This is a genomic window from Shewanella psychrophila, from assembly GCF_002005305.1.
GTDB lineage: Bacteria > Pseudomonadota > Gammaproteobacteria > Enterobacterales > Shewanellaceae > Shewanella > Shewanella psychrophila.
In genome coordinates this window covers 2,363,245-2,375,114 of record NZ_CP014782.1, presented here as the reverse complement: position 1 = coordinate 2,375,114, position 11,870 = coordinate 2,363,245, and the positions used below count along the sequence as shown (strand labels likewise).

The following is an 11,870-nucleotide window of genomic DNA, read 5'->3' as shown; positions in this document are numbered from 1 at the left end:
ACCCATATGGATATGGATCAGATGTCATTATGATGAAGTGGATGTCACTGACCCCTACACCTTATCCCTTCTATCTCCAATCACTTTAGCTGGATTGCCGGCAACGATGGCATAGTTTGGTACATCTTTGGTAACAGTGGCATTCATGGCTATGACTGCACAGTCACCTATGGTGACGCCATCGACTATGGCGGCTTGGGCACCTATCCACACATCCTTGCCTATGATCACACCTTTAGACTCGGAGTTTTGCTGATAGATAGGTGTGTCTGGGTGCATACCATGGTTGAAGGCATAAATGGTGACGTTATTGGCGATGCGAGTCTGAGAGCCGATGGTAATGCCGGCGCTGCCGCCATCGAATGAGCAACCATGGTTTATCGCGACTTCGTTGCCCATGACTATCGGGCCGTGGAGGAAACTATCGGCTGCGATCATACATAAATTGCCGACTGTGATGCCTCGATTTGGCTCGGCAAACAGATTAGCTTCGGGGGCAATAAAGCAATTATCACCTAGGGTGACAGTCTCTAAAGCCATCAATCTGGTTTGTACTTCTTGCTGCCAAGGCCTGGCCCAGGCCAGTAACTTGGGTTTTAGATTGAAGTAGAGCCAAGGCATATAGGACATGCGTTTTTTATGCTGGGCTTGATAGTCGTCTTGTGTCATCAATTATCTAGTCAGTTACACACTGATCCCTGTTTTAATCTCTTGCACAATAATCGTGTCTTCACTATCAATAATCCGATCATTATCAATTTCAGCAAGACGCCAGAGGATATCTAAATCATAAAGGGCGACTTGATATAGCTTAGGGTCCGTCTTAGCTTTCTTATAGGCGGGACGCGGGTCTTGAGCAAGGACACCTATGATGAGCTCTTCGAGGTGTTGGTATTGCTCGAGCTTTTCATAATTTACTAGCTGCTGCTTAGCGTGTTGACTAAATTCAACTTTGGTAAGTTCTGGCGCTTCATGGGCGATACCGCCTAATGCCTCAGGCACTGAGTCAGAGAAGGGGATATAGGGTTTGATATCTATGATGGGCGTGCCATCGAGGAGATCCATTCCTGAGATCTCTAAAGCCAGATAACCTTTGCGCTGGTGGATCTTATGAAGCTTAACCACAGACTGGCCTAAACCGTTGGGGCGGAAAGTGGAACGAGTTGCGAACACACCCAGTTTCTCGTTGCCGCCTAGGCGAGGAGGGCGAACCGTAGTTTTCCAGCCCTGGGCGAGATTTTCATGGAAGCAAAATACCAACCAGAGGTGAGAGTACTGCTCAAGGCCTCTGACTGTATCGATATCATTGTAGGGGGCTTGGAGTTCGACAAAGCCGCGGGCAGCGTTGACGAGCCCTGGTTGCCTAGGGATCCCAAATTTTTGTTTATAGGGCGTACGGCAGTACGCCACGGCTTGAATCTGACTGCTAAAGCTCATTGATGACTACTTTGAAATGAAGGTTAGATACTTAAGAAGATTACTGCTGCTCTGTAACTGGTGTCTTGATTGCCTGACCGACACAGATCGCGCGGCTAAAACAGCCCTGATCGTATTCTTCAAATACCAGACACTTCTTGATAACCAGACCATTAGCCCCTTTATCAGCCGCAGCTCTTCGTGCTGCTGTACGTGCCTCACTTATCGTTGCCGGAGCATCGTTGGCTTGCTCCTGACATGTTTCACCTTCGACTAAGCCTATGATCTCATAAGGAAGATTAGGCGCTGTAGTATTATCATAGACAGGGACATCCGATGCCTTGAAATAATCGTCAATGACTTCTCCGTTGAGGTTACTGTTAAATTTATATTCGCCAGCACAGGCGCTTAGCAGTATAACTAGGGCAGAGATTAATAGGGTTTTCATTATTTAGGCCTGTTATTAAAGTACAGTTACTAACGAACTGATATTAGTTATATGGGTATTGGAACTCACTTTACCGTACTTAACAAAGATAGGGTAAGGCGCTTAACTAAGCGCTGAAACAAATAGGGTCATAAAAGGTTTCCTTTTATGACCCTATTTGAAGGAATTCTATCGCTTTAGGTACTTTTGATAAAGCTGTTGTTGACGATTATTGAGATCTATCTCGCGGCCATCGATATAGACCTTTTCTATCTTGGTCTCCATGGGATCTAAGATATCGCCTTTAGACACCACCAAGTTAGCCTTATAACCTACGTCGATCGCTCCCATATCATCTACGCCGAGAATTCTTGCTGCATCGAGACTGACACTTTTCAGTGCTTCTTGTTTGGTGAGCCCATAAGCCACGGTCTGACCCGCTGCCAGTGGTAAATTACGACTATTCCAATCCGATGAGAAACCTAAGGCAAAAGGGATCTCTGCTTGCTTGAGTAAGGCTGGGATCCTAAAGCTTAAGTCGATAGGCTCATCTTTTCTCATCGGCAGGCTTAAGGTGCGGGTATAGATGACCTTAGCTTCTATCTCATTGAGCAATTCACCTAGGCGCCAAGCATCGTAACCACCGACGATAACCAGTTTGAAATGATATTGCTTGGCCAGAGATGCCGCTTCCTCTATCTGCTTTTGGGTGTTGGCGTGTACGAACAGTTGGGCCTCTCCCTTGTATAGGGGGAGTAGGGATTGCCATCTGAGATCAAGCTTATTGATTTTGTTTACCTTACTTGCCAGAAAATAGCGGTATCCATCAGAAATCGCTTGGGAAATATCGGCGACTCTCTGATCATATTTATCTGTCTGCTCAAGGCGCTTCTCTTTATCTTGAGAAAGGCGGCCTAGTCTTGGCCAATAGAGATGAAAAGCGGTTTGAGTCGGCACCAGCGCGTCTTCCACTGTCCAGCTGTCCAGAGAGACCAACGAGGACTGTCCGGCTAAACTGTCACCCTGTGGGACGACTTGGGCATGAGTGATACCATTAACGCGTATGGTTGGTATGATCTCCGAATCCGGATTGAAGGCTGTAATGACTTCTAGTTGTGGGTTGATCTCACCAACTTCATAGCTGTCATTACTGGGGCGCATCATCTCAACCTCGACCAGGCCTAGGCTAGTATCTAGAGCAATGAGACCAGGATAGATATGCTTATCTGTCCCATCTATAATTCTGGCTTTCGGAGCGATAAGGTTTTGGCCAATGGCCTTAATTTTGCCATCTTCTATTAACAAGTCGGTGTTCAGTTTTACGCCATCAATGACGGTGTGTAAGCTGGCATTGGTAAATAATATTGCTGTCGACTGTGCTTCAGCGGGGATCATATCGTGGGCATAAGCGGGCAAAGTGACAATGCAGCCTAAGCTAAAATAAAACAGTACTCGCTTGGTTATCATGGACATCTTCTTATTCACTATTGATTGTGCTTTCACCTGTTCCAGCTGTTTGTTTAGTTCTTGAGTTACTAGGGGAAGCGGCTTCATAACCCAGTTCCCATTTTGTGTGATTTATGCCAAACATCGTATTGAGTGTCGCAGTGCCATTCTGGCTCATTGCTCTCTACGACCGCTTCTCCGGGAGGAAGAGTGCTGGGCTTGGATTCACTGAGCAGTATCTTCTGAATCAATGCCGCTCTTTCTTTAGCGATATCAGTTTGCAGCTGCTTGTCTGTTTGACGATCAAAATAGCGTTTGCCTTCAATCCAGGTGGCATAGACTCTTGCGTAAACAGATAATGGTGAGTGGTCCCATAAGACGATATCCGCTTGCTTACCTTTAGATATGGAGCCTACGTATTCATCGACCCCCAATTGAATTGCCGGGTTAATAGTGACCATTTTCCATGCATCCTCTGCCGACATATCACAATACATCATAGACTTGGCGGCTTCCTGATTTAATCTTCGCTGCATCTCATAATCATCTGAGTTAATGCTGGTGAGTACACCTTTGCTCTGCATCAAGCAGGTATTTTGGGGAATGGCATCATAGACCTCAAATTTATAGGCCCACCAATCTGAGAACGTTGAAGCCGAGGCGCCGTGTTTTGCCATCTCTTCTGCGACTTTGTAGCCTTCCAATATGTGGGTGAAGGTCTTCACTTTAAAGTCATAGGCTTCTGCCAGGCGCAGGAACATTAAGATTTCAGATTGTACATAGGAGTGAATATGGATATCTCGTTTTTGCTCTAGCACCTCGGTGATAGCGGCTAAGCGATAGTTGGGTTTAGGTGCGATATGTTTGCGCTTCTCACTACTTCTAAGACGACGATAGTCATCAAGGGATTTTTGATAGGTGTTGGCTTCGTTGAACGCCTCGATGAACAGAGATTTAACTCCCATGCGGCTCTGTGGGAAGCGTCTATCGAAATTATCGCCCCAATTACTCTGCTTTACGTTTTCGCCTAGGGCAAATTTGATACTGGGCGGCGCTTGAGTAAATTTTAACTTGTTGGCATTCTCTCCCCATTTCATCTGAATTACCTGGGCCTGACCACCGATAGGGTTCGCACTGCCGTGTAATAACTGCGCCGTGGTGACCCCTCCGGCCAAGGCGCGATAGATAGCGATATCATCGGGGTTGATGATATCGCCGATGCGGACTTCAGAGGTGATGGCATCAGTGCCTTCATTGGTACCGCCATTGATGGCGATATGTGAGTGTTCATCGATAATGCCAGCAGTTAAATGCTTGCCTGTGGCGTCGATATGGCGATAACCCGAAGGTGTTTTCAGGTTTGAGCCTATCTTTTCTATTTTGCCGCGAGAGATAAGCAGGTCACTGTTTTCAAGTACCCCTTGCGCGTCTGAAGTCCAGATGGTGGCGTTACTGATATGCAGCTTCTCTGTCTTAGCTAAGCTGTCTCTGCCGTAAGCGGTATTGGGTAAGGTCAACTTAGAAATAAGTTCCACAGGTGGTTCATCTTCATCAGTTTCCGATACTTGGATGGCTTCTCTCAAGACTCCGGCTACAGGAGTGTGTGCACCATTCTTATCTAGCATGCGTCCTCGAATACCTTGCTCGTCAAACCAGAGTGTGAAACGGTTGATCCCTTCAAAACCAGCTTCTGTCATATCGACATTGAAAGTTAAGCGCTTATTGAGGTAGGTTACCTGAGATAGTGTCAGCTCTTGCTCACCGCTGGACAAGATGCCAGACATCTTGTCATCTTCTGTATCGGTGTTAGAAATAGATAGGTCAAGTGAGACTTGTCCTATCTGGATCTGATAGCTCGAATCCAACAGGTAGGTGTCCCTATCAATAAGTTGGTGTTCATCACCTTGTAACCAGATGCTGTGAATAACGCCATCTTCGAAGATGTTACCCTTAGTGATCACTAAATCCGCAATAAATCCGGGCTTCAATCGACCGCTAAAATCACTTGTACCAACAATCTCTGCGGCTTCAGTGGTGAGTGCGGCTAATGCCATTTTTTCACTTAGGCCATATGTTACGGCCTGTTTGAGTCTAGGCCAAAAGTCTTCGGCTTTGATGCCATGCTGAGTCAGTGCAAAGGGGATTTTAGATTCTTCGACGGCCATCAAGTTAGCAGGTGCTCTTTCCCAATGTCGCATTTGCGCTAGGCTTATCTCTCTTTCACTGTCATCATCGCCCACCAAGGGAGCTGCAGGAAAGTTCAATGGCAGAATTAATCCATAACCATAATTTTTCAGTTCGTCGAGCCGGGCGTACTCCATACCGTTACCCAGCAAACTTGCTTTATATTCGTGTTTACTTAATAAGCGAGCTGCCCTGAGTTGACTGTTTAGATTTTTAGTATCGAAAATAATCTGTTCATTTTCAATATTAGCCATAGCCGCGAAAGCATTATTAAATTCAATTAATTGGGTTTCAGAACTTGAAAATGACTTGTTTATATTTTCTTTATACCAATCGGCATCGGCGAAAGTTTGTCTAATAAGCGCTATGCTACCCATCAAAGAGCTTGGGTAATCTTGGGGGGAACTGCCCTTATCGAATGCCAAAAAATGACCAGATTGTGCACGATATATAATTTCATTGGCACTTTTTTCTGCCAAAGATAATGTCACTCCACGCCCACGAAAGATGCCATCTAAATTACTGCTTTGTACACTGGTAAATCCATTTTCGATCCAAGGTTTGGCACCACTTTTATTAGGTTGAACATAATTAAACCAAAATTTTTCAGAGTGAACTGCGCCGTTTTCAGCATTTCCTCCTATACGCTTTATCTCATAGATGGGAGGTGCCACTTCATTTTTTGGGTATTCAAATTCGATGGCATAGTCGGTAAAAGGATCGATAAAACCAGGATAGACCGTATAGCCTTGCAGATCGATAATGAATGCATCTTCTGGCACTTTATTATTTTTTATGACTTCTATAATCTTATTGTTTTGAATGAGTAAGCTGGCATTTTTAATTGTTCTACCGGGCTCAATCATTAAAGTTGCATGGGTGAGGGCGGTTAATTTTGGAGTATTATCAGTGAGTTGGTCGTTTGCTTGTACTTGAATTGAACTGATTAAAAATAATGTCGTAATTATTGTTATGGTTTTTATTTTGTGATGCATTTTTGACATTAACTATGAATAGTGAAACGTAATTAGAGATTATCTGAAATTTAGTGTAAATACCAAGTGGCAATTGTAATGATTCTTATCAATAGTGTTAAACCATAAGTATAAAAAAACCGGCCTAAGCCGGTCTAATATACTACTTCTGTTTGATAGAAGTGATTTAGATGAGAAAGTCATCCATAGAACGGCCTTTATCTAGCTCGTTCTTAAATACTGTTGGCATACGGCCTTGGCCAGTCCAAGTGACAGCTTCGCCATTCACGTCGATAGCATATTTAGCTGGACGTGGAGCACGCTTCTTAGGTGCTGGCTTTACTGCCGTTGCACCTAGATCATCAATTGATAAGCCTACGGCTTCCATTTGTTTGCGGATCTCATCTATCTTAGCATTTCTTTCTGCTGTAGCTTCGGCTTCAGCTTCTGCTTGAGAGTCTCTTTCTGAGATAACTTTATCAAGTTTTACCGCTAATTCTTTTAAGTCTTCAATTGCTAATTCTTTTACTGCGGCTTTAAAACGGCGGCCATGAGTTAGTATTTCAAGAAAATCGCTCATAATTATTTGGTCCAATTATATTAAGTGAGTTATTAAATTATCAGACTAATAATAGGAATTATTAGAACAAGTTTCAAATGTTATTTTAATTAATTATATGAATATATATTTATATTCATATAATTTTCTATTTATTGTTATTTTAATAGGCTAAAAATCATCATAATATGACTTGTATCAAAAAAAATACAAACAAGCGTTTGAACCTCTGTTGACGTTAACGTTAACAGCACGTAAAGTGGCTCTACTTTGTGTGGGTGTTAACCTATACTCAACCCTCTAAATATGACGTAAGAAGGAAGCCCTATGAAAGTATTGGTGCCTGTTAAGCGCGTCGTCGATGCCAATGTTAAAGTCAGAGTGAATGCTGATAATACCGATGTCGATACCGCTAACTTGAAAATGGCGATTAACCCTTTTTGTGAGATTGCCGTAGAAGAAGCCGTGCGCCTAAAAGAAGCAGGCGCTGCTTCTGAAATTGTGGTTGTTACCGTGGGCCCTAAAGCCGCACAAGAGCAGCTACGCACGGCAATGGCTTTAGGTGCTGATCGTGGTATTCATATTGAGACTGAAGAGGCGTTAGTACCTTTATCTATTGCTAAGCTGCTCAATGCAGTTCAGGAAAAAGAGCAGGCACAACTTATTATCTTAGGTAAGCAAACTATCGATGGTGATAATAACCAGACAGGTCAGATGCTTGCGGCATTAGCAAATATGCCTCAGGCGACATTTGCTTCAGAAGTTAAGGTTGAAGGCGACTCTCTTGCCGTGACACGTGAAGTCGATGGTGGTCTACAGAGCGTCACCGTTTCCCTGCCAGCGGTAGTGACGGTTGATTTGCGTTTAAATGAACCTAGATACGCCAAGTTACCTAATATCATGAAAGCAAAGCGTAAACCATTAGAGACACTTTCTATTGATGACTTAGGTGTAAGCCTGAAGCAGCATCAAACAGTATTGAAAGTGACTCCACCTGCCGAGCGTAAGGCTGGCATTATGGTAGCTAGCGTTGCAGAGCTGGCCGATAAGTTAAAGAATGAAGCGAAGGTGATCTAATGGCAATTTTAGTATTAGCAGAACATGATAATGCCAGCTTAAAGCTGGACACCGCCAAGGTTGTTGCATGTGCTCAAGCCATTGGCGGCGATGTCGATGTATTGATTGCCGGCCATGAATGTACCGCCGTGGTCGATGCCGCTAAGCTACTTGCTGGTGTCAGACACGTTTTAGTCGCCGATTCGGCGCAATATGCTCACGGCTTTGCCGACAATGTGGCACAGCTTATGGTGGATCTTGCCAGTGAGTATGAACACATTTTGGCTGCTGCCACTAGCCAAGGTAAAGACACATTACCACGAGTATCAGCGCTTTTAGATGTCGCTCAGTTATCTGAAGTGGTAGAAGTTGTTAGTGCTGATACCTTCGTGCGTCCAATTTACGCAGGTAATGCACTGGCTACGGTTCAGAGCCATGATGCTAAGAAGGTACTCACTGTACGTTCAAGCGCATTCGATGCGGTAGCCAATGATGGTGCTGCAGATGTTGTTGCTATAGATAAAGTATTCGATTCTGTGACTCAATTTGTTTCTCAGAGTCTATCAGAATCTGAGCGACCTGAACTTGGTGCTGCATCAGTTGTGGTTTCGGGTGGTCGCGGTTTGGGTAACGGTGAGAACTTCGCTATCTTAGAAAAACTTGCCGATAAGCTAGGTGGCGCACTCGGTGCTTCACGTGCCGCAGTCGATGCAGGTTTCGTGTCAAATGATTTACAGGTGGGTCAAACCGGTAAGATCGTGGCGCCGGACTTGTATATTGCCGTGGGTATCTCGGGTGCAATCCAGCATTTAGCTGGGATGAAAGACTCTAAAGTGATCGTTGCCATCAACAAGGATCCCGAAGCACCTATCTTCCAGATTGCCGACTATGGCTTGGAAGCGGATCTGTTTGATGCGGTTCCAGAGCTCACTGATTTGATATGATTTATCGAATCTATGCTGTGAAAGTGTAAATTTTAGGTGAAATGTTTTTAATTCATACTAAATAAGCGTGATCTTAGTCACAATAGGCGGCTTTGGGGTAGAATCCTCAAAGCCGCCTATGTTTTTATTAACTTCACGTTTTCGAACAAGGCCTAAGCGATAGCTTAAGCTGATGATCGCAAACGTCCTGAGAAGTAGAGGTGCATTAAAGATCAGTAGTGATAGCCAGGGTGATACCGCTTATCTATCATGAAAGGATTTAATGCCGAAGTAGTAATGCATATCACGGTTTACTGCTGGGGCTGTATCGAATAGGTACAGCACTGCCATAGTATTTCTTATCTGGATGATAAGAAGATTTTATACCTTTTAATGAATGGTATTACTATGGAGCGCTACTGATAGGACAGGTGTTTTCAGATATCTTCAATATCCCACCAGTTCAGCAGCCTCCATTCGTACTTAAAACTAAGATTATAATTAAATGACAACTTTAAGTTACGCCGATTCGGCGCTTTCATTGCTGCCACCTGTGGTTGCGATTCTGATGGCGATTGTTACTCGTCGTGTATTACTCTCTTTAGGGGTGGGCATAATACTCGGTGCTGTATTGATAAATGATTTCTCTGTCATAGGATCCAGTCAATATTTAGGCGAGCAAGTTGCTGGCCTATTCTGGGATGATGGTGCCCTCAATGCGTGGAACATGTATCTACTAGGCTTCCTGGTACTATTGGGGATGATAACTGCGCTTATTACCGTGAGTGGTGCGGCTAATGCTTTTGCCGATTGGGCAAGGGGACACATAAAGTGTAAACGTGATGCCAAGTTGATGACCATGTTCTTAGGTTGCGTGATCTTTATTGACGATTACTTCAACAGCTTAGTCGTTGGCAGTGTCGCCAGACCGTTAACCGACAGGTATTATATCTCTCGCAGCAAGCTGGCCTATATTCTGGACTCTACTGCTGCGCCAATCTGTGTGATCTCTCCCGTGTCAAGTTGGGGCGCCTACATTATCGCCTTGATTGGCGGTATTCTTACCGCACATGGTTTCACAGATTCAGGACATCTGAGCGTCTTTATCCAGATGATCCCGATGAATTTCTATGCCATTTTTGCATTGCTACTTCTGCTTTGTGTTGCCTTCATGGATCTCAATGTCGGTCCTATGCGTCAACATGAGCTCAATGCGCAGAAAGGTAACTTATACGATGAATCTAAAGGTTTGCCTCCAGGCGCTAACTCTGATCTGCCTGAGGCGGATAACGGTAAGATTCTAGGGTTATTCTTGCCCATTATCGTGCTGGTCTTTGCAACCTTCTACTTCATGGTCAGCAGTGGCGGAGATGCCTTAGCTGCTGATGGAAAACCTTTTAGTATCCTTGGTGCATTTGAAAATACAGATGTAGCCTCATCACTGTTCTTTGGTGCCTTATTCGGTTTTGGTGCCACCCTGGCCTTGGTCTTGATACAGGGTTTGGATAAGTCATATCTTATTAAAGGTCTGGTCGCCGGTGCTCGCTCTATGCTGCCTGCAATCTATATCCTGTTATTTGCCTGGACTATTGCCGGTGTGATTGGTCAATTAGAGACAGGTAAGTACATGGCGAGTCTGGCATCGGGCAATATTCCTTTTGCACTGCTACCTGCTGTGTTATTTGTGCTTGCAGGCCTGACGGCGTTCTCAACAGGTACCAGCTGGGGAACGTTCGGTATCATGCTACCTATTGCAGCCGATATGGCCATGGGAACTCACACCAACATGATGTTGCCTATGCTTGCTGCAGTGCTCGCAGGTGCTGTATTTGGTGATCATTGCTCACCTATTTCTGATACGACGATCCTCTCTTCCACTGGAGCCAACTGTCATCATATCGATCATGTGATCACTCAACTTCCCTATGCCTTAATTGTTGCGGGAATCAGTTTGGCGGGTTACACCGTGCTTGGTTTTACCGAGTCTCTGATGGCTGGCTTAGTGACCTGTAGCATCTTATTTGTGATTAGCGTCGTAGTCTTGAAGGTTAAGTCCACTCAGGCTACCAGCTAGCCATGTTTGGCAGTGCTCCTGCTAATTTAGGAGCTGGCTAACAAGTGAAATACCGCCCATATGAGCGGTATTTTTTTGTCTACAGTTTCGCTGTTGTTTATTTAGTGATGTTTCTCTTGTATCAATGGCAGCTGCACATGATTTTAGCCATAAAAATTGTTAAGCTGTAGTCGAATTCACGTATAAGGAATATCAGTTTGGCACAGCTCTATTTTTATTATTCGGCGATGAATGCCGGTAAGTCTACTTCGCTCTTGCAGTCTTCATATAATTATCGCGAACGTGGTATGAACACCTTAGTGATGACGGCATCAATCGATGACAGATACGGTGTGGGTAAAGTGTCTTCACGAATTGGTATCGAAACCGATGCGCAAGTATTTGGTAGTAGCGATGATATTGCCAAGATGATTGCGGAGGCCCATGAAGAGCAGAAGCTGCATTGTATCCTTATCGATGAATCACAATTTTTGAGCAAAGAGCAGGTCAAGCAGCTAACTTATATTGTCGATATTTTGGATATTCCTGTGCTCTGTTATGGTCTTAAAACAGACTTTCAGGGTGAGTTATTCACCGGTAGCCAATACCTACTGGCTTGGTCAGATAAACTGGTTGAACTCAAAACAATCTGTCACTGTGGCCGCAAGGCAAACATGGTGGTGAGACTGGACGGTGAGGGAAAACCTATGCGTGAGGGTGAGCAGGTCGCCATAGGTGGTAATGAGAGTTATGAATCAGTTTGCCGCAAGCACTTTAGAGAATTTTTGTGGGATTAGCATCAGCTTCTGGGTCCTGGTATCTAGGTACTAGG

10 protein-coding genes and 1 riboswitch are annotated in these 11,870 nt (G+C 44.5%); of the genes, 4 read left to right on the top strand and 6 right to left on the bottom strand.

The window, feature by feature from the left end; genetic code table 11:
• Positions 1 to 54: 54 nt before the first annotated feature.
• The 6 genes from sps_RS10335 to sps_RS10310 all read right to left on the bottom strand — a co-directional run bounded on the left by sps_RS10335 (position 55) and on the right by sps_RS10310 (position 7,027).
• Positions 55 to 669 (bottom strand): acyltransferase, encoded by a 615-nt coding sequence (locus sps_RS10335; protein WP_077752450.1) that lies wholly within the window; start codon positions 667 to 669, stop codon positions 55 to 57.
• A gap of 15 nt (positions 670 to 684) precedes the next feature.
• A complete protein-coding gene (tsaA, locus tag sps_RS10330; RefSeq protein WP_077752449.1) occupies positions 685 to 1,437 on the bottom strand; it encodes a tRNA (N6-threonylcarbamoyladenosine(37)-N6)-methyltransferase TrmO in 753 nt (250 codons plus the stop codon).
• Between the two features lie 40 nt (positions 1,438 to 1,477).
• Positions 1,478 to 1,864 carry an Rcs stress response system protein RcsF gene (gene rcsF, locus sps_RS10325; RefSeq protein ID WP_077752448.1) on the bottom strand — a complete coding sequence of 129 codons (387 nt, stop codon included), beginning with the start codon at positions 1,862 to 1,864 and terminating at the stop codon, positions 1,478 to 1,480.
• A gap of 168 nt (positions 1,865 to 2,032) precedes the next feature.
• Positions 2,033 to 3,310: an amidohydrolase family protein gene (locus sps_RS10320; protein WP_237158103.1), complete on the bottom strand. Its 1,278-nt coding sequence runs from the start codon at positions 3,308 to 3,310 to the stop codon at positions 2,033 to 2,035.
• A gap of 83 nt (positions 3,311 to 3,393) precedes the next feature.
• The gene (locus sps_RS10315; protein WP_077752447.1) at positions 3,394 to 6,468 is read right to left on the bottom strand and encodes an amidohydrolase family protein; all 3,075 of its coding nucleotides are present in this window, start codon (positions 6,466 to 6,468) and stop codon (positions 3,394 to 3,396) included.
• A 166-nt stretch (positions 6,469 to 6,634) separates the two neighbouring features.
• Positions 6,635 to 7,027, bottom strand: coding sequence for an H-NS histone family protein (locus sps_RS10310; protein ID WP_077752446.1), 393 nt, complete (start codon positions 7,025 to 7,027; stop codon positions 6,635 to 6,637).
• 306 nt (positions 7,028 to 7,333) lie between these two features.
• Between sps_RS10310 and sps_RS10305 the strand changes: the two genes are divergently transcribed.
• From sps_RS10305 to sps_RS10290, 4 genes are all read left to right on the top strand, one after another.
• Positions 7,334 to 8,083 carry an electron transfer flavoprotein subunit beta/FixA family protein gene (locus sps_RS10305; protein WP_077752445.1) on the top strand — a complete coding sequence of 250 codons (750 nt, stop codon included), beginning with the start codon at positions 7,334 to 7,336 and terminating at the stop codon, positions 8,081 to 8,083.
• Complete coding sequence (locus sps_RS10300) at positions 8,083 to 9,006, top strand: electron transfer flavoprotein subunit alpha/FixB family protein (RefSeq protein ID WP_077752444.1); 924 nt, start codon at positions 8,083 to 8,085, stop codon at positions 9,004 to 9,006. The genes sps_RS10305 and sps_RS10300 overlap by 1 nt, the downstream gene beginning before the upstream one ends.
• Before the next feature lie 187 nt (positions 9,007 to 9,193).
• Positions 9,194 to 9,412, top strand: a riboswitch (Lysine riboswitch).
• A 78-nt stretch (positions 9,413 to 9,490) separates the two neighbouring features.
• Positions 9,491 to 11,059, top strand: a complete 1,569-nt coding sequence (locus sps_RS10295; RefSeq protein WP_077752443.1) for a Na+/H+ antiporter NhaC family protein — start codon at positions 9,491 to 9,493, stop codon at positions 11,057 to 11,059.
• 197 nt (positions 11,060 to 11,256) lie between these two features.
• On the top strand, positions 11,257 to 11,835 hold the full coding sequence (locus sps_RS10290; protein WP_077752442.1) for a thymidine kinase: 579 nt from the start codon (positions 11,257 to 11,259) through the stop codon (positions 11,833 to 11,835).
• Positions 11,836 to 11,870 lie beyond the last annotated feature (35 nt).

Bases quoted from the DNA above. Each gene is read 5' to 3' on its own strand.
- tsaA (WP_077752449.1), bottom strand. From the start codon at position 1,437: ATGAGCTTTAGCAGTCAGATTCAAGCCGTGGCGTACTGCCGTACGCCC.
- sps_RS10320 (WP_237158103.1), bottom strand. From the start codon at position 3,310: ATGATAACCAAGCGAGTACTGTTTTATTTTAGCTTAGGCTGCATTGTC.
- sps_RS10335 (WP_077752450.1), bottom strand. From the start codon at position 669: ATGACACAAGACGACTATCAAGCCCAGCATAAAAAACGCATGTCCTAT.
- sps_RS10315 (WP_077752447.1), bottom strand. From the start codon at position 6,468: ATGCATCACAAAATAAAAACCATAACAATAATTACGACATTATTTTTA.
- sps_RS10295 (WP_077752443.1), top strand. From the start codon at position 9,491: ATGACAACTTTAAGTTACGCCGATTCGGCGCTTTCATTGCTGCCACCT.
- sps_RS10305 (WP_077752445.1), top strand. From the start codon at position 7,334: ATGAAAGTATTGGTGCCTGTTAAGCGCGTCGTCGATGCCAATGTTAAA.
- sps_RS10300 (WP_077752444.1), top strand. From the start codon at position 8,083: ATGGCAATTTTAGTATTAGCAGAACATGATAATGCCAGCTTAAAGCTG.
- sps_RS10310 (WP_077752446.1), bottom strand. From the start codon at position 7,027: ATGAGCGATTTTCTTGAAATACTAACTCATGGCCGCCGTTTTAAAGCC.
- rcsF (WP_077752448.1), bottom strand. From the start codon at position 1,864: ATGAAAACCCTATTAATCTCTGCCCTAGTTATACTGCTAAGCGCCTGT.